Source organism: Paenarthrobacter sp. NEAU-H11, from assembly GCF_050573415.1.
Classification (GTDB): domain Bacteria; phylum Actinomycetota; class Actinomycetes; order Actinomycetales; family Micrococcaceae; genus Arthrobacter.
In genome coordinates this window covers 113,413-130,710 of record NZ_JBNZGA010000013.1, presented here as the reverse complement: position 1 = coordinate 130,710, position 17,298 = coordinate 113,413, and the positions used below count along the sequence as shown (strand labels likewise).

The following is a 17,298-nucleotide window of genomic DNA, read 5'->3' as shown; positions in this document are numbered from 1 at the left end:
GCTGAAAGTTCATCCCAGGGGGCCGGGCCACCGTCTGCGAGCAGCAGGAGGACTTCAACGATCGGTAGGACCCGCACGGAGTCCATCGCGGCGAGCTTGGCCGGTTGGAGTCCCCGCACGATCTGGCCGGTGATCGGGTGCGGCGTGGCCACCACGACGTGCCCTGCATCCAGAGTCTTGTGCTGGCCGTCGTGGCGGTAGGTGATGGTGACCCGCGTGCCGTTCTGAGTCACTGAGGTCACCAAGGCGCCGGTCACCGGCGGGCGCTGCAGTCGTTCCGCCATGGCCTGGCCGATCATCGGCGCCCCGCCTTCGGGCACCAAGAAGCCGCCCCAAACCGCGGATGCGCCACCGAATGCCGGCATGCCGGTGAGCATCGAGAAGGCCGAATCGGCCTCCAGCGAGATTCCGATCTCTGTACTGACCACACGCCGGTAGTAACTGAGGACTTCGTCATGCACCGGTCCGATCCACTCGGCGCCGGTGACACTCAGCAGTTTGCGGATCAGGTCCTCGACCGGCGGGTGGGCGAGCGCGTCGCAAGCTTCGGCCACGCGTTTGAAAGTTTGCAGGAAGTCCGGGCATGCCTGCTCGGACAAACCCAGGTCCTGAGCCAGCTGCTCGGGAGTCGACAGGCTGACATTGCGCCCACCGGCAGTGTGCAACATCGCCGACCCGGACACCGGCACAGACTTGATACCAACCTCGGCCAGCAATCTGCTTTCCGGGGACTGCGGGTTCGGATCATACCAACCCTCGCCCCCGGTCGTCGTCGGCCAGCCAGCCAGTTCCGTACGCTGCGAACGGCCACCAATCTGATCGTCAGCTTCGAGCACTACCACGTCGAGCTCACGAAGCTGATAGGCGGCCGTGAGCCCGGACAGACCCGCACCAATGATTGCTACCTCACACGAATCTGACATCTCTACACTTTCTGTGACTGATAATTTTCGGCGATGTTACGCATCTTTGTGGGGCCGGACGACGCAGGGGGCTCCGGAACGGGGCGACATCGTTGCGGTGGCCGAGGGCAATTCCCCGCCCAATTCCACGATGTCCTGCTGTGTCAGGGGTTGCGTCCCCATGCGCTGCCTTTGAATTTTTTCTCATGAGATGCTGTCCCGGATTTCCGAGGCAGCGCGCAGCCCCGCCCGAACCACTGCGTTCAGGGCAGCCGTGACCGAATAGCCGCCCCAGTCGCCTTCGAGGCCGGCTCCGCCGGGATTCGCGGTGTCGACGAATCCGCACCAGTCGCCGGCGAAGTGTATGTTGCCGAGGGGCTTTACCATCTCGGCAACATGCTGGTCGAAACCGAGCGAGGGCAGCGGAACCCCGTGGATCCAACGCTTGACCGTGTGAGCCAGAACTTTGTCGCGGGCCTCCGGGAACATGTCGGCGAAGTCGTTGATGAAGGTGTCGGCGATGCACTCGTCGGTGCGGTCGGAGAGCGGCGCGGCCGATGGTCCGACCGCGATCATCTTGATCACTGAATGCTTGTCTGCCCCGCCGTCGCCTATCCGGTTAGCGAGATCGGTCTTTGAGTGCAGACACACGCTGAAGCTTTTGTCGATCGTCCACACAGCTGAAAGTTCATCCCAGGGGGCCGGGCCACCGTCTGCGAGCAGCAGGAGGACTTCAACGATCGGTAGGACCCGCACGGAGTCCATCGCGGCGAGCTTGGCCGGTTGGAGTCCCCGCACGATCTGGCCGGTGATCGGGTGCGGCGTGGCCACCACGACGTGCCCTGCATCCAGAGTCTTGTGCTGGCCGTCGTGGCGGTAGGTGATGGTGACCCGCGTGCCGTTCTGAGTCACTGAGGTCACCAAGGCGCCGGTCACCGGCGGGCGCTGCAGTCGTTCCGCCATGGCCTGGCCGATCATCGGCGCCCCGCCTTCGGGCACCAAGAAGCCGCCCCAAACCGCGGATGCGCCACCGAATGCCGGCATGCCGGTGAGCATCGAGAAGGCCGAATCGGCCTCCAGCGAGATTCCGATCTCTGTACTGACCACACGCCGGTAGTAACTGAGGACTTCGTCATGCACCGGTCCGATCCACTCGGCGCCGGTGACACTCAGCAGTTTGCGGATCAGGTCCTCGACCGGCGGGTGGGCGAGCGCGTCGCAAGCTTCGGCCACGCGTTTGAAAGTTTGCAGGAAGTCCGGGCATGCCTGCTCGGACAAACCCAGGTCCTGAGCCAGCTGCTCGGGAGTCGACAGGCTGACATTGCGCCCACCGGCAGTGTGCAACATCGCCGACCCGGACACCGGCACAGACTTGATACCAACCTCGGCCAGCAATCTGCTTTCCGGGGACTGCGGGTTCGGATCATACCAACCCTCGCCCCCGGTCGTCGTCGGCCAGCCAGCCAGTTCCGTACGCTGCGAACGGCCACCAATCTGATCGTCAGCTTCGAGCACTACCACGTCGAGCTCACGAAGCTGATAGGCGGCCGTGAGCCCGGACAGACCCGCACCAATGATTGCTACCTCACACGAATCTGACATCTCTACACTTTCTGTGACTGATAATTTTCGGCGATGTTGCTTGGTTAGCCGACGACGTCACCAAGGAGGCGCAGCCAGTTTCCGCCCATGAAGGCGCTGACGTCCTCGTTTGACCACCCGCGTGCGAGCAGCGCATCGGCGATGGTGCGCATACCTGTGGGGCCGGACCATTCAGGGTGGTCGAACTGGAGCGGCTCGTACTGGATAATCGCGTCGCGGCTCCATTTTCCCTGTCGAACCCAGGCACGGTCGATGTCGTTGTAGCCGTAGCCGTAATCACTGCCGAAGCCTAAGTGCTCGATCCCGATGAGCTCCGCGGTCCATTCCGCCATTTCGCAGAAACGCTCCAACGTGGTTTCCTCCCGGTCTGGCAGCAGCCGGGTGTACGTTGTCAGACCGAGCATCCCACCGCTGTCGGCGAGCTCTTTCAGTACCGTGTTCGACTTGTTGCGGCTGTTCCGGTAGGACTTCCAGTCGTCGCTTTGGGAAAATTCGACGGGGTTGGCGTGCGTGACCGCGACCGGCTTTTCGGAGTTCTGGATCGTATCCAAGCATGTGCGTTCGCCGCAGTGAGAGAGATCGATCAGCATTCCGACATCATTCATTTCCCGGATTACGTTTTTCCCGATGCGTGTCACACCGCCGTCATGCTCGTCCCACGATCCTCCGGCGATCCCGTTTTGCTGGTTGTAGGACAGCTGTACACACAGGACCCCAAGGTCGCGGAACGCACCTACAAGGTTAAGATCGTTCTCGAACGGGTCCGAGTTTTGGAAGCCGAGCAGGATCCCAGTGCGGTTCTGGGCTTTGGCCGCTTCGATGTCCGCCACGCTTCTAATCTGGGTAACCAAATCGGAGCTGTCGAGAATCTGATGACGCCAGTTCGCGACGATGTTCAGCGCATCGCGCGCGTTATGCCAGATCGCGACCGACGCATGAGCAGTCGTCACACCACCTTCACGCAGGTTCTCGAACATTTCGCGGGCCGACCTGGCCTTATAGGGGTGCCACGCTTCCACTTCCGCCTTGGTGGTGGCGGGCATGTGGCCTCGGTACCCTTGCACGTCCCAGTGCATTAGCATGTCGATCGCGACCATCTCGTCGAAACTCTTGCCGACTACCGTCTTGGTCACATCGCTCGGCGTCATGCCTGCTCTCCCTTCTGGAACGCGGCCTCGAGAGGATGCTGGATCAATGGTGTGACCTCGACGTTGCAGTATTTCCAGGCCGGCAAGGATGAGAGCGATGCCTGGAACTCTTCCAACGACTCCACGTCCCAAAGCGAGATGCCAGTGGGTGTCCCCAGGACACGCCACATGCGCACGATCTTGCCCTCAGCCTGGAGCTCAAGGCCACGCTTGCGCTCGGCCGAAAAGAGCGCATCGCGCTCAGCGACCGACAATGACTCGGGGAGGTGGGGGATCAGGCGGACAAGTATTTGCATCTAGGAAATCTCCATTCAGTGAAATGGCTATATGTCGTGGTCGTGGAAACTGGCGGGGCTTATCCGAAAGGCGTACCCAATGCGAAGGACACAGGAGCATCCGACTCAGTACTGGTTGTCTGCTATATCAATGTCATGGCGTATAGGGGTCGGGGACCGGCGAACCGTAGTCGACGACCTGCGTCTGGACCTGAGTGAATTCGAGCAGGACGTCCAACCCGTTTTCGCGGCCCAGGCCGGACTGCTTAAACCCGCCGAATGGCAGCGACCAGTGCTGAGCCCGGTACGTGTTGATCCAAACGCTGCCGGCATCCAACAGGTTCGCAACCCTGTGGGCACGCTGCGCGTCCCGCGTGTATACACCGGCGGCCAAGCCGTACTGCGTGTCATTGGCGATGGCCACGGCCTCAGCCTCGTCGGCGAACTGCAACGTCAGGCCGATTGGGCCGAAGATTTCCTCCTGTGCCAGGCGCATGCCGTTGTTGGCCCCAAGTACCAGCATGGGCGCGTGGTAGAACCCGCCGCTTTCGAGCAACTGGTCCGGTACGTTCCCGGAGACAACTTCGAGGCCGTCGGATTTGGCGAGTTCCGCATAACCGCGGACCCGCTCGAGCTGGTCCGCTGTTGACAGGGGACCGATCTGCGTATCGGGGTCGAATGGATCCCCGACCCGCAGGGCCGCAAGACGCTTCGTCATTCGCTCTACGAACGCGTCGTGGATGCCATGCTGAACGACGAACCGTGAAGGAGCTACGCAACTCTGACCCGCGGCGCCCCAGATGCCCGCGACCGCGGCGGGAATAATGGCATCGAGGTCTGCATCGTCGAACACGATGAGCGGGGACTTGCCACCGGCCTCGACCACAACGCGCTTGAGTGATGCGCCCGCCGTCGCCGCGATGCGCCGTCCGACCTCGGAGCTTCCGGTGAATGCGATTGCAGCGACGTCGGCGTGCTCGGTAAGAGCAGCCCCGACCTCCGCGCCACCGTTGACGACGTTTACGACGCCTGGCGGGCAGCCAGCCTCTGTGGCCAGACGAGCGAGCTCGAGGGCGGTAACAGGTGTATGGGGCGACGGCTTGATCACAACGGTATTGCCGGCCGCGAGAGCCGGGGCCACCTTCCAGCTCGTCAGAGAGAACGGTCCGTTGAATGGAGCCACGATCCCGATTACGCCGAGGGGGCGACGGATCGTCCTCGCGTGCCTGGTCGGAGAAAGTTCGATGCTAGCACCCTGAATCTTGTCGGCCGCACCCGCGTAGTAGGTGTACCAGCGTGCCGTCGCCGCGATCTCGGCGCGCGCCAGCCACAGTGGTTTTCCGGTATCGCGCGCCTCCAGTTCCCCGATCTCGTTTGCGCGTGCCTCGATCAGCGCAGCGAGCCGCAGCAGGCAGTCACCCCGCTGTGACGGCGTCATCGCCTGCCACGGGCCCAAAGCTCGCCGTGCAGCATCAACCGCGGCATCAACATCGGCGGTCGTGGCTTGTGCGGCGGCAACCCACGGGAGCCCCGTAGCAGGTTCCGCACTTCCGACGAGGTCGCGGCCGTCAATTACCTCCGTGCCATCGATCCACAGTCCCCGCGTGGGCAGAGTTCTGCCGATGACGGTTCCACCGGCATTCTGCGACGCTTCGCTGGTCAACTTCATACCGTCCTCCGGCAAGGGCTGGTGACCACTGATGGGGTTGGGTTGCCCGGGTAATTAGTCATGCATCTCTCCTCCGTCGGTTGGACCACTTCACAGTACAATACTAAGCGCTTGCTAACAATACCGATTGTCCCGTCGTAAAGCTTGACCAAACGGCCAAGTACCAAGGCGGGAACGACTAACAAATGAGTCAACCTAAAGGGCCCGACCCACTATCAGGTATCCCCTACGCCCCAGGCAAACAGGTAAAAAAGGGCTGGCTGCTCACAGTGTTAATCGGCCGACAAGCCGCCGGCCGCTTAGAACTTCATGTATGAACCAGAAGGGCAATCACTTCTTCTCTTGGCACCAGCCAATCTGCAGCTTTCGATCCGCGCTGCCAAGTCGATCATGTGACCTAGTCTAGATTGTACTTGGCCAAGTGGTCAAGATATCTCAGAGAATAGCGTCTCCGGGCTAACGCGCCTGGAAACCGCCCTTTTATGATGCGGTTGAAATCACTCAGAGCATCGCTCTCGGGAGCGAAGTCGATCAAACGGTTGGGATGTGGGAGCGATGTGCTTGTCGACTTGACCCGATGATTTAGGATGTTCAGCCGATTTCGTTTGCCCCCCAAGCCGAATGGCACATCTGGGTGTAAAGCGGGTCCGATGCTCCTGCTCACTGTTGTTGGATCAGCCAAAATTGGGCGCGTCGCGCCACCGGCGCCGAACTGCAGGGCGTCCTGTCAGCACTAAGGTTGCACCCCTCTGCCAAATTGACCAACTGTCCAAGTACACTGGGAAGTAATCAAGAGGATTTAGGGATCTCGTGCTTCGGGAAGTGCGGGCGCGAGGAGGAAGCATGCCGCAGGATCATCAGCCGGTTAGTTACCGTCGCAGGCAGTTTGTGGACGCCGCTATTACGGTGATGAGCCGGGAGGGGGTGGCCAGGGCGACAACCCGCCGCATCGCTGAAGTGGCTGAGCTTCCTACGGCCAGCCTCCACTACTGCTTCGCCACGAAGGAAGACCTCTTTCACGCAGTTTATGAAGCCATTACTGCCGCCGGCTTTGCCGAAGTCGGCCTAGGAATACAGCAGGGAGTGGGGCTTCAGCAGGGAGTTGCGGATATAACGCGGTCATTTGCGAAATGGTTTAAGAGCAGTCGCGACATGCAACTTGCCTCTTACGAACTCACGATGTGGTCTTTACGGAGTAAAGACTCGCAGCATTTGGCTAGGCGCGTTTACCGTCGGTACTTGGACGGTTGTATCCAGCTTCTTCGTGAAGTTAGAACCGAGGAGGAACTGGATGTCGATATTGAGACGCTCTCTCAGATGCTTCTTGGGGTCTTGGACGGTCTGGTGATGCGATGGCTTTCGTTCGATAGCGCGGCGGAAGACATGTTGACGGACACGTCCGTGAAGATGTTGCAGGTCGCGCTCCCTACCATGAAATATGAACCCGGAATGGCTCGTTAGGCGATCCTTACGCTCCCGTCTCGAAGCTTTCGTTGGTACGGTGTCCGGCGCCTTCCTCTACTTTCATACCGTGTTTAGCGCTCCTCGGAGGATTATGCGCTTCATGCGGAGCTCGAATCCGGCTGAGCTGTCCTGAACATGGGACATCAGCTTCGGAGGCACCCGCACGACCTGTTCTCCCGCTGGGAGGATGTCGCTTTCCAATCGTCTGCTTAGGTGCCGGCAGTCCTCGATCGCCCAGAGCCGTTCCTGATCATCAGGCTTTCTCGCCCATGCCAGCAGCGCGAGATGGTGGCTGCTATTTCTCCGTGATGCGGCTGATGGTGTCTTTAGAGACTCTGGCGTAGACCTCCTCGAAGTGCGCGGCGATTTCCCCGGTGATAAGCCCCGAGCAAAGAGCGTGCCCGCGCGGTACCTGTGTTGTCTCTCGCTTGATGTCTGGCGCAGGCACAGGTATTCATCCCAGAAGAATCTTCGCTTGGCACAAGGTACTTCGATCGGACCGGCGTCTGGGACGTCGTGCAGCGTTGTGGCCGCCGGGAATGCACGCGGCTGGCGATGACGCCGCACGATGGGCGGCGTCATCGGCGGTGGCTTCGACACTGACGCGGCGCTGCCCGAAGGCGAGGACGTCAGTATCGGTGACGTGATAGTCGGGCAGGTTGGAAGATCGCGGTGGCAGCATCGGGGCGCGGAGAAGTAGGCTCGGTCAAGGTTCTTGGCTCCTGACTTGGTCAATGCGCAGAGAACATTCATCACAGCAGGGCTACGAGCCCTTCAGCTTTCAAGCCACGGAACCTGTTTCACCCTCAACCACGAGGAGCCACCTGCACGGCCCCGTCCGAGCAAGCGGCAAAGGACCGGTTCGCCGAATTTACTGCCGAAGGGGGCCCAACGATATCCGGCCATCGTACGGCTCTGGGGATTCTCCTGGGCCGAGTTCGTGCCCTTCCTGGACTACGACGTGGAGATCCGAGGGGTCATCTGCACGACAAACGAGATCGAGTCAATCAACGCACGTTACTGAGGGGCGGTGATGGACCGCATGCACTTTCCGAACGAAACCGCCGCCCTGAAATGCCTATACCTGGTCACCAGATCTCTTGATCCAACCGGCGGCGGCCGGGCACGCTGGGATGAGGTGGAAGCCTGCACTAAACGCGTTCGCTATAACCTTCGCCAGCCGGTTCGAAAGAACCACTCAATTATGAAAACCGGCCGGACTCCACACACCGTTTATCGGACAGTCTCGTCAGATCCTGTTGCTCCAGCAATTCGTGCCTGTAGTGCAGCAAGAACTCGTGTCTGTAGTGAAGGCCAATCCAAGGGGAGGCAGCGTATTCGTCAATGCTAAAACTCTGGAGGGGAACTGCTTTAGCGCAGACGTTCCGATGCGGCATGAGTGATCGTAATGCTGCCTGGGCCAGGCCGCTAGGAGTCACACGACGTCGGGGCACTATTTCTCCTCGTCTTGGTAGGTGTTTGCGATTAGAACGCGCGGAGGATGTCTTCGACCCGGGTTTTAGCGTCGCCGAAGAGCATCTGGGAGTTGTCGCGGAAGAACAGGGGGTTCTGGACTCCGGCATAGCCAGCGGCCATGGATCGCTTGAACACGATGACGTTCTCGGCTTCCCAGACTTTGAGGACGGGCATGCCGGCGATGGGGCTGCCCGGGTCTTCGGCGGCAGCGGGGTTGACGGTGTCGTTGGCGCCGATGACCAGGACCACGGAGGTATCGCCGAGGTCGTCATTGATTTCGTCCATTTCCAGGACGATGTCGTAGGGGACTTTGGCTTCGGCAAGGAGGACGTTCATGTGCCCTGGAAGGCGCCCGGCGACGGGGTGGATCCCGAACCTGACGTTCACACCCTTCTCACGGAGCTGGTGGGCCAGTTCAGCGACGGGGTACTGCGCTTGGGCGACGGCCATGCCGTAGCCGGGGGTGATGACGACGGACGAGGCGTTGGTGAGCATTTCCGCTGTCGCCTCGGCCGTGATCTCGCGGTGCTCGCCGTGGTCCGTGTCCCCTTTGCTGGCGGGGGCGGCGATGCCGAAGCCGCCGGCGATCACGGAGATGAAGGACCGGTTCATGGCCTTGCACATGATGTACGACAGGTAGGCACCCGAGGATCCCACCAGGGCGCCGGTGATGATGAGCAGGTCGTTGTTCAGCAGGAAGCCGGCCGCGGCTGCGGCCCAGCCGGAGTAGCTGTTGAGCATGGACACGACCACGGGCATGTCACCGCCGCCGATGGAGGCGACCAGGTGCCAGCCCAGCCCCAGGGCAAGGACGGTGACGACGATGAGGAGCCAGAGCTGGGAGTCGTTGACGTACCAGACGGTCAGGGCGATGAACGCGGCGAGGGCGCCGAGGTTGATGGCGTTTTTGCCTGGCAGCATCAGGGGTGAGGATTTCATCCGGGCGGAGAGTTTCAGGAATGCCACGATCGAGCCGGTGAACGTCACCGCGCCGATGAACACGCCGATGAAGACCTCGGCGTGGTGGATCGCCATCAGGTCTGAAGACAACTCGGGGGCTTCGAGGTGGCCGTTCCAGCCCACCAGGACCGCCGCGAGGCCCACGAAGCTGTGCAGCAGGGCGATGAGTTCGGGCATGCCGGTCATTTCGACCACCCGGGCGCGCCAGAGTCCGATGGCCCCGCCGACGGCGACCGCGGCGACGAGCAGGCCCAGGCCGGTCAGGGCGTGGCCGGTGCCCCAGGCGTCCTGGAGTGTCAGCCAGATGGTGGCGGCGAGGGCGATGACCATGCCGGTGATGCCGTAGATGACCCCGGCGCGGGCTTTCTCGTGCTTGCTCAGCCCCGCGAGGGACAGGATGAACAGCAGGGCCGCGACGATATAGGCCGCCCCCGCGATGGAGTCGGCAGTCAACGGACCGGAGACGGCGTCAGACACGGTAAAGCTCCTAGTAAGTGTTTCTGCTGTTTCGGCGATGGCGCTCATGAACGGGCCTTCCCGGCCGAGAACATGGCGAGCATCCGCCGGGTGACGGCGAAGCCGCCGAAAATGTTGATGCTGGCCAGCAGGACAGCGACGGCGGCGAGGATCTGCATCACGATGTTCTCCGAGGTGACCTGCAGCAGCGCACCGACGACGATGATTCCGGAGATCGCGTTCGTCACGGACATCAGCGGGGTGTGCAGGGCGTGGTGGACTTTCCCTATCACATAGAACCCGACCACGACCGAGAGCATCAGCACCGTGAAATGCTGCGGCAACGGCGCCGGGGCGACCGCGTTGATCCCGAACAGCGCCGCGATTCCTGCGGCGAAGAGGCCTGCCTTGGCGGCAGCGCTAAGGCCCGGCTTCTTCTTCGGTGCCGTACTTTCGGCAACTTCAGCCTGGGTCTTGGCCGCCGGGGCGGCGGAGACCTGGACCGGGGGCGGCGGCCAGGTCTTCTCCCCCTCACGCACCACGGTCACCGAACGCTGCACGACGTCGTCGAAATCGATCCGCAGGACCCCGTCTTTATCCGGGGTCAGGAGCTTGAGCAGGTTCACCATATTCGTCCCGTACAGCTGCGATGCCTGGGCCGGGAGCCGGGCCGGGAGATCCGTGTAGCCCAGGATCACCACCCCGTTGTCCGTCACGATCCGCTCGCCGGCGACGGAGCCTTCGACGTTTCCGCCCTGGCCGGCTGCCATGTCCACGATCACGCTGCCGGCCTTCATGCTTGCCACGTCTTCGGCGGTGAGCAGCTTCGGCGCCGGACGCCCCGGGATCAGGGCAGTGGTGATGATGATGTCCACATCCGCTGCCTGCTCGGAGTAAATTTCCGCAGCCCTGGCGTTGTACGACTCGGACGTCGCCTTCGCGTATCCGTCGGAGGACTTCATCTCTTCGGCGACCTCGACCTTAAGATAGGTACCGCCGATCGACTTCACCTGGTCGGCGACCTCTGGCCGCGGGTCCGTCGCCCGGACAATCGCGCCCAGGCTGGACGCAGCACCGATCGCCGCGAGGCCAGCGACGCCGGCCCCGGCAACCAAGACCTTGGCGGGCGGAACTTTGCCCGCCGCGGTCACCTGTCCCGTGAAAAACCGGCCGAACTCGTGGGCCGCCTCGATCACGGCACGGTACCCGGCAATGTTCGCCATCGAACTAAGCACATCCATGGACTGCGCCCGCGAGATCCGCGGCACCGCATCCAACGCCAGTGCCGTGATCGGACGCGAAGCCAGCGCCTCCACCAGATCAGGCCGCAACCCCGGGCTCAACGACCCGATCAGCGTGGCACCCTCGGTGAGACGGGCAATCTCATCCTCAGTGGGCGGATTGATCCGCAACACCATCTCGCTGCCCCACGCCTCATCGGCGCCAACGATCAGGGCGCCCGCTTCGGCGTAAGCCTCATCACGGAAGGATGCCGACTCACCCGCACCCTTCTCCACCACAACCTCGTAGCCCAACCCCAACAACTGCTTCACGGTGACAGGCGTCGCCGCCACCCTCGTCTCACGGCCCAATTCGGCCACGATGCCAATACGTGTCACTTGGTGCTCTCTCTCATCTGTTTCATGTGCCAGACGCGGCATACCGACGCGGGCACCCGCACCTGTTCTCTTAGAAAAACTGTCGGGCACCAAACGCTCAGTCGGGGCGCTTGGTTCCGGGGAGTTGCTAATGCCTGGAGGTGGCACTGACACCTCGAAAATGCCCGGCTTAAGATCCGCATCGCAGTCGGAACTTCCGTGCCGGGACCTTACGCGCCTTCGCACCTGCAACGTTCTGTTCAGGGTGGACGACCCAGGGCCTATCTCCTACAGAAATGTTCCGGCTTCAACGGATGAGCGCGGGGAAACAACGTCCCGCAGTCCGTCAGTGGCTCGGTCTCGACAATCGAGTTGTTCCGTATACCCAAAGGGGACAGCATCGCTGAGGCAGACGACGAAGTGTTCATCTGCCAGGCGCGTCACGAGGATGCCAGTGCCCAAGTGCAACGCGCCCTCGATCATCTGGTCCACTGCCGTATTTAGGCACGTGTCCATGGAACTCCGGTCACGGATCTTTATTTCGATAGGTTCCACAGGCTGCATGTTCATGGTTTGCCCGCCGTGCAGGCCGCCCGGGTTACCGGTAGGACGACGTGTCCCTGCGCCTTCTCATATAGTGCGCGCGGTTCGACTCCGTCGGCTTCAATCCAGAGTGCATCCGCTGAGACGGCTACGTCCTTGACATACCCGGTTCGGATAGTTCGCCCTTCTTTCTGAACCCGGACCTGTTGGCCAGCCAAATCCTTCCAATTTGAACGGTCTTCCATGGAGCTGCCTTTCGTATCGCAATTCATTGATCTGCTTGAGCCGGTGGCCTAGGGCATCGGACGCACCGACGATCCGTCGACCCCCATCAACACCTGCTGCTCGGCTAAGGTGACATCCAGTTGTCACACCAAGCGAGATGCGCCAGCCGTCCCAATCAAGTGACTCCCTAGTACCAGTTCCCGTCGATAGTCAAACCTCCGTCGATCATCAGGGAGTGTCCAGTGATGTAGGAGGCCGCAGGGCTGGCCATAAAGTAGATCGCCTCAGCGATCTCCGCGGGTTCGGCAAACCGGGCCAGCGGTGTGCGTTTGATGATCGGGTCCGGGTTTAGCCGTCCCGCGGCAATGAGCGACTCGGTTAGGGCCGTGCGGACGTATCCGGGGGCGATGGCGTTGGTACGGATGCCGTCCGGCGCCCATTCAACCGCCAGGGTGCGGGTCAGGCCTTCGATCCCGGCTTTGGCCGTGGTGTAGCTTATCCTGCCCGGTTGGCCGCTGACCGCGGCACCCGAGGACAGGTTGACGATTGCGGCGCGCCCGGATTCCAGCAGTAGTGGGTAGGCTGCGCGGCAGGAGCGCATGGTACCGGTGAGATGGATCTCCAGCAGGGCGGTCCAGTCCTCGTCGGTGATCCGGGCAGCCGGTGCGGGGCGGGCAATACCGGCACTGTTGACGACGGCATCGAGCCTGCCTTCCGTGTTCCGGATTGACTCATAACCAGCAAGTACTGAATCGTTGTTAGTTACGTCGACAACGATGCCGCGGGCATATTGCTCGTCCAGGGAATCTACGGCCTCGTTCAGGGCATCCTGGCGGTAGTCCATTAGGACGACCCGCCCGCCGCCGGCGAGCCACCGGCGGGCAAAGGCGAACCCGATTCCAGAGGCCCCACCGGTCACGGCGGCCACGGGCTCTCTTCCTTGGGCGCAGGTCATAGAATGCTCCCGGAGGCGGAACGGACCAGGGGTGCTGTGGTTCCGATGATCCCGTAGTCGGTGGGGTCGAAGGGGGCGACTTCTTCTTGAAAAGTGTGGGAGTAGTCGGGCCACAGCGTGGTCAGTCGTCCGCTGCGGGGATCAATGTACCAGGTGTTGCAGCCTCCGGTGAGCCAGACCGTGGTGGCGGCGCGGCGATCGAGGCTGTCACGGAATTCGTCTTCGGCCGCAGTGGTTACTTCGAGGGCCTGAATGCGGTTGTTGGTCATGTGGGACAGGGCGCCGAGGACGTGTTCGATCTGGGCCTCGAACATATAGACCTGTGAGTTGTGGCCTATACCGGTGTTTGGCCCGCCCAGGACGAAGAGGTTTGGGAAGCCGTGGATGGAGGTGGTCTTGTAAGCTTCGGCCCCGTTGGCCCACCGTTCGGAAAGGGAGCGGCCGCCGCGTCCGTGAATACGTTTGGCAATGGGAAGGTCGGTGGCTTCGAAACCGGTGGCGAGTACGAGCGCGTCGAGTTGGTGGCGGGTCCCGTCCGGAGTAATGACGGCGTCGGATTCGATGTGTTGGATCCCACCTGTGGCCAGGGTGACATTGCTCCGGGAGAGAGCGGGGTAGTAGTCGCTGGACTTGAGGATGCGCTTGCAGCCTATCTCGTAGTCGGGGGTCAACTTAGCGCGCAACTCGGGGTCTGGGACCTGGGCTTCGAGGTGTTTGAGGGCTACCTCAGTGGCCTTGGCCAGCAGTGAGGGGATTGCGGCCCGCTGAGCGAAGCGTTCCTCGTTCTCCCAGAACATGCTGGTGCGCAGCCGCTGCATCGCTTCGGGGTCCTTGCGGAACATGCCTTTCTCGGCCTCGGTGTAGTCACGGTCGGCCCGGGGGACGATCCAGTGTGGGGTGCGCTGGAAGACCGTCAGGTGCCCCGATTCCTTGGCGACTTCCGCGATGATCTGTACGCCGGAGGCGCCGTTGCCGATCACGCCGACGCGCTTGCCGACCAAGGAGGTCTGGTGGTCCCAGCGGGCGGAGTGAAACAGGTCTCCGGAGAAGGTGTCTAGACCTTCGATTTCAGGCACTTTCGGTTCGGAGAGCAGGCCGGCTGCACTGATGAGGACCCTGCCGGTATAGGTGCCGGTGGTGGTGGTCACGGTCCATTGCTGCCTTCGCTCGTCCCAGCCGGCGTTTTGGACCTCGGTGTTGAGGCGAATGTGCGGCATTAGGTGTTCTCCGCGGGCAGTGGCGCGTAAGTATTCCCAGATTTCGGGCTGGGCGGAGAAGACGCTGGTCCAGTCCGGGTTCAGGCGGAAGGAAAGCGAGTACATGTGTGAGGGCTGGTCGCAGGCGGCGCCGGGGTACTGGTTGTCCCGCCAGGTGCCTCCTACGTCGTTCGCGCGTTCGAGCAGCACGAAGGAATCCTGGCCGCGGCGTTTGAGCTGGGCGCCCATGGCCAAGCCGGAGAAGCCGGTGCCGATGATAATGACATCGACCGGCTGCATTTTTTCCCCGGCGGTGCCGGCGGAAGGGTGCGTTGGGTTCATGGAAGATCCTTTGTGTTTAGAGGCGATTCAGCTGCTGCAGCACGTCGTCGCCGATTACCGTACCGGCAGGGTGGGCTTGCGGTTCGCGGATAAACCGGTCGATCAGGTGGAAGAGTTGCGCGGGCCGTTCGGTTACCGAGGCGTGCCCGCCGCCGATCTCGGTGAAGCGTGCGTCCTGGATGCCGCCGAAGAGCTCACGGCTATGGTCGATTGGAATCAGCTGGTCGAACGTGCTGCCGATGACCAGAGTGCGGGCGCGGATCCCGGGCAGACTGCTGGAGATGTCCAGTCGGGTGTTCAGGTCCATCATCCGGTAGCTGCCCGGGCCTACCTCGTAGCCGGTGCGCAGCTGTTCAATCTCGGCCCAGGTCCGGGCAGCGAGCCAGGCGCGGCTGTAGATGCTGCTCATCATGGATTCGGCCTGCGCCTCGGGCGGCCCCTGTTTGTAGAGCCGACGCCACAAGGACAGGCGCAGGCGCAGCGCGTTGTCGGTGGTGGCCCAGCCGTTCAGAAGTACCAGCGATTCCACGGCCTTCGGGAACTTCGCAGCTAGATCCGCAGCGATGCAGGCCCCGAGGGAGTATCCAACCAAAACGACCGCTTGGCCGGGGACCTGCTGATCGAGCACCGACTGGACCTGGGCCACCAAGTGTTCGATGGTCAGTGGACCGCCATCGGGGGCCCGGTCCGATAGGTCGATCCCGATCACCCGGTGCCGCGACGCGAGCATCGGGTACAGGGTGAAGAAATGTGTCTCGGTCAGGCCGCCGGTTCCGTGGACTAGCACGACCACTGGCCCGGGCAGGGGCTGTCCCCCGTCGTGATAGCCAACTTCAACACCGCCGGTAACCACCGTTCCGGACACAACTCCGGGGTAAATGCTCATCAACGTTCCTTTCCTTCACCGACTTCCCGCGACTGGGAGTGGTCCTGCTGGTCGCCTGCCCACATCGGGCAGGTCAAAGATGGGCTAGTCGAACATGATCACTTGGCGGACGGCCTTGCCCGCTGACAGGGTGTCCATCGCTTCGTTGATGTCGTCGAGACGGATCCGGGATGAAATCAGCTTCTCGACGGCCAGCTTTCCCTCGCGCCAAAGCTGTGCATAAACCGGGATGTCGCGGGCGGGGACCGCCGAACCCAAGTAGCTTCCGATGATCGTCCTCGCCTCCGAGGTAAGAACCAGCGGCGAGACCGCCGACCGGGCGTCCGGTGCGGGCAGCCCCACGGTGACGGTGGTCCCTCCCGGAGCGGTGAGCTCGACAGCCGTCTCGAAAGCCCGCGGGTGGCCAGCCGCCTCGACGACAAGGTCGGCCCTGATGCCGAGTTCGGCCGCCTGTGCGGGTGTGTAGGCCTCATCGGCCCCCATGTCACGTGCCTGGACGAACTTCTCCTCGAGGTTGTCAATGCCGATGACCCGCAGCACGCCCAGCGAACGGGCGGTAATCAGGGCCGCCATGCCCACCCCGCCAAGGCCGACAACGGCAACCGTGTCGCTGGCTCCGGGCCTGGCCGCATTCAGGACCGCACCACCGCCTGTCAGCACGGCACATCCCAGTACGGCGGCCACGTCGGCAGGAATGTCGTCATCAACCCGGACCACCGAACGGCGATCCACCACAGCGTGCGTGGCAAAGGCCGAGACCCCCAGATGATGCCTGATCTCCCGGCCTTGCCGGCCCAGTCGCACACCGCCGGCAAAGAGCGTGCCGGCCGTGTTCGCGGCCGTACCCTGAATGCAGGGCTGTTTCCCGCCAGTCCGACATGCCCGGCACTGCTCGCAACGGGGCATGAAGACCATGACAACCCGGTCGCCAACCGCCAGATTCACAACGCCGGGCCCGACATCAACAATGCGGCCGGCCGCCTCGTGTCCCAGCAGCATCGGCACAGGGCGCACTCGACTGCCGTTGACCACGGATAGATCCGAATGGCACACCCCCGCGGCCTCGATCCGGACTAGCACCTCACCCGGCCCCGGCGCCGACAACTCCAACTCCGAGATGCTCAGTGGCCTGGATGATGCGAAAGGCTGTTGGCGGCAGACCTCTTCAAGCACTGCCCCAGTGATTCGCAGCGGATATATGGGCTTTACGTGATCCGAGGCCTTTCCGCGGACGGCCAAGGCCGGACCTTTCCGGTCGGTGATGTCCATGGTTTCTGTGATCTTCCGTGAAATGAAAATGGGTGGGTGCCTTTACGTTCCCGCCGACGCCGGTGTCAGCGTCGTATTCCATGTGGGCAGTGGAACGCAAAAGCCTGAGGAGCTGACGACGTTGTCATAGAACTTGGAGGCGTAACAGTCGTTACGATGAGCTTGAGCGTACGTGCAGGCATCGGCGCCCGTCAACAGTCGGACGGAAAAATTTTGAGCTTCCCCGGAGGCCGGGGGTCCTCGATCCTTGCAAAGACGTCCTCGGCTCATACCAACCCGCAGGAAAGTTGGTGAGACTAAACATTGACAGGAGACGCTGGTTCCGTAACGAT

12 protein-coding genes and 2 pseudogenes are annotated in these 17,298 nt (G+C 62.3%); 2 read left to right on the top strand and 12 right to left on the bottom strand.

Going from position 1 to position 17,298, the window contains the following annotated elements:
• The 5 genes from ACQ3DC_RS16175 to ACQ3DC_RS16155 form a co-directional block, all read right to left on the bottom strand.
• Nucleotides 1-923 (bottom strand): flavin monoamine oxidase family protein (locus tag ACQ3DC_RS16175; RefSeq protein ID WP_430752755.1); only part of this gene is annotated, 923 nt, incomplete at its 3' end.
• Nucleotides 924-1,106: 183 nt separating this feature from the next.
• The gene (locus ACQ3DC_RS16170) at nt 1,107-2,504 is read right to left on the bottom strand and encodes a flavin monoamine oxidase family protein (protein ID WP_430752754.1); all 1,398 of its coding nucleotides are present in this window, start codon (nt 2,502-2,504) and stop codon (nt 1,107-1,109) included.
• A gap of 44 nt (nt 2,505-2,548) precedes the next feature.
• A complete protein-coding gene (locus ACQ3DC_RS16165) occupies nt 2,549-3,652 on the bottom strand; it encodes a membrane dipeptidase (protein ID WP_430752753.1) in 1,104 nt (367 codons plus the stop codon).
• Nucleotides 3,649-3,948, bottom strand: coding sequence for a muconolactone Delta-isomerase (locus tag ACQ3DC_RS16160; protein WP_430752752.1), 300 nt, complete (start codon nt 3,946-3,948; stop codon nt 3,649-3,651). Before ACQ3DC_RS16160 ends, ACQ3DC_RS16165 begins: the two co-directional genes overlap by 4 nt.
• Nucleotides 3,949-4,081: 133 nt before the next feature.
• On the bottom strand, nt 4,082-5,596 hold the full coding sequence (locus tag ACQ3DC_RS16155) for an aldehyde dehydrogenase family protein (protein WP_430752751.1): 1,515 nt from the start codon (nt 5,594-5,596) through the stop codon (nt 4,082-4,084).
• An 843-nt stretch (nt 5,597-6,439) separates the two neighbouring features.
• Between ACQ3DC_RS16155 and ACQ3DC_RS16150 the strand changes: the two genes are divergently transcribed.
• Nucleotides 6,440-7,057: a TetR/AcrR family transcriptional regulator gene (locus ACQ3DC_RS16150; RefSeq protein WP_430752750.1), complete on the top strand. Its 618-nt coding sequence runs from the start codon at nt 6,440-6,442 to the stop codon at nt 7,055-7,057.
• 301 nt (nt 7,058-7,358) lie between these two features.
• Here the strand turns inward: ACQ3DC_RS16150 and ACQ3DC_RS16145 are convergent.
• Nucleotides 7,359-7,445 (bottom strand): annotated as a pseudogene (locus ACQ3DC_RS16145) (transposase); the annotation flags it as partial.
• Between the two features lie 486 nt (nt 7,446-7,931).
• Between ACQ3DC_RS16145 and ACQ3DC_RS16140 the strand changes: the two are divergent.
• Nucleotides 7,932-8,268: pseudogene (locus tag ACQ3DC_RS16140) on the top strand (transposase); the annotation flags it as partial.
• 277 nt (nt 8,269-8,545) lie between these two features.
• On the opposite strand, the gene pntB reads toward ACQ3DC_RS16140, so the two are convergent.
• The 6 genes from pntB to ACQ3DC_RS16110 all read right to left on the bottom strand — a co-directional run bounded on the left by pntB (nt 8,546) and on the right by ACQ3DC_RS16110 (nt 16,966).
• Nucleotides 8,546-9,973: a Re/Si-specific NAD(P)(+) transhydrogenase subunit beta gene (pntB, locus tag ACQ3DC_RS16135; protein WP_430752749.1), complete on the bottom strand. Its 1,428-nt coding sequence runs from the start codon at nt 9,971-9,973 to the stop codon at nt 8,546-8,548.
• 44 nt (nt 9,974-10,017) lie between these two features.
• Nucleotides 10,018-11,571: a Re/Si-specific NAD(P)(+) transhydrogenase subunit alpha gene (locus ACQ3DC_RS16130; protein WP_430752748.1), complete on the bottom strand. Its 1,554-nt coding sequence runs from the start codon at nt 11,569-11,571 to the stop codon at nt 10,018-10,020.
• A 934-nt stretch (nt 11,572-12,505) separates the two neighbouring features.
• Complete coding sequence (locus tag ACQ3DC_RS16125) at nt 12,506-13,246, bottom strand: SDR family NAD(P)-dependent oxidoreductase (RefSeq protein WP_430752747.1); 741 nt, start codon at nt 13,244-13,246, stop codon at nt 12,506-12,508.
• Nucleotides 13,247-13,269: 23 nt separating this feature from the next.
• The gene (locus ACQ3DC_RS16120) at nt 13,270-14,811 is read right to left on the bottom strand and encodes a flavin-containing monooxygenase (protein ID WP_430752746.1); all 1,542 of its coding nucleotides are present in this window, start codon (nt 14,809-14,811) and stop codon (nt 13,270-13,272) included.
• 16 nt (nt 14,812-14,827) lie between these two features.
• Nucleotides 14,828-15,697, bottom strand: a complete 870-nt coding sequence (locus ACQ3DC_RS16115; RefSeq protein ID WP_430752745.1) for an alpha/beta fold hydrolase — start codon at nt 15,695-15,697, stop codon at nt 14,828-14,830.
• Nucleotides 15,698-15,781: 84 nt separating this feature from the next.
• A complete protein-coding gene (locus ACQ3DC_RS16110; protein ID WP_430752744.1) occupies nt 15,782-16,966 on the bottom strand; it encodes an alcohol dehydrogenase catalytic domain-containing protein in 1,185 nt (394 codons plus the stop codon).
• Nucleotides 16,967-17,298: the final 332 nt, after the last annotated feature.

Coding starts and splice junctions, on each gene's coding strand:
- ACQ3DC_RS16110 (WP_430752744.1), bottom strand. CDS start 16,966: ATGGACATCACCGACCGGAAAGGTCCGGCCTTGGCCGTCCGCGGAAAG.
- ACQ3DC_RS16165 (WP_430752753.1), bottom strand. CDS start 3,652: ATGACGCCGAGCGATGTGACCAAGACGGTAGTCGGCAAGAGTTTCGAC.
- ACQ3DC_RS16150 (WP_430752750.1), top strand. CDS start 6,440: ATGCCGCAGGATCATCAGCCGGTTAGTTACCGTCGCAGGCAGTTTGTG.
- ACQ3DC_RS16170 (WP_430752754.1), bottom strand. CDS start 2,504: ATGTCAGATTCGTGTGAGGTAGCAATCATTGGTGCGGGTCTGTCCGGG.
- ACQ3DC_RS16160 (WP_430752752.1), bottom strand. CDS start 3,948: ATGCAAATACTTGTCCGCCTGATCCCCCACCTCCCCGAGTCATTGTCG.
- ACQ3DC_RS16115 (WP_430752745.1), bottom strand. CDS start 15,697: ATGAGCATTTACCCCGGAGTTGTGTCCGGAACGGTGGTTACCGGCGGT.
- ACQ3DC_RS16155 (WP_430752751.1), bottom strand. CDS start 5,596: ATGAAGTTGACCAGCGAAGCGTCGCAGAATGCCGGTGGAACCGTCATC.
- ACQ3DC_RS16120 (WP_430752746.1), bottom strand. CDS start 14,811: ATGAACCCAACGCACCCTTCCGCCGGCACCGCCGGGGAAAAAATGCAG.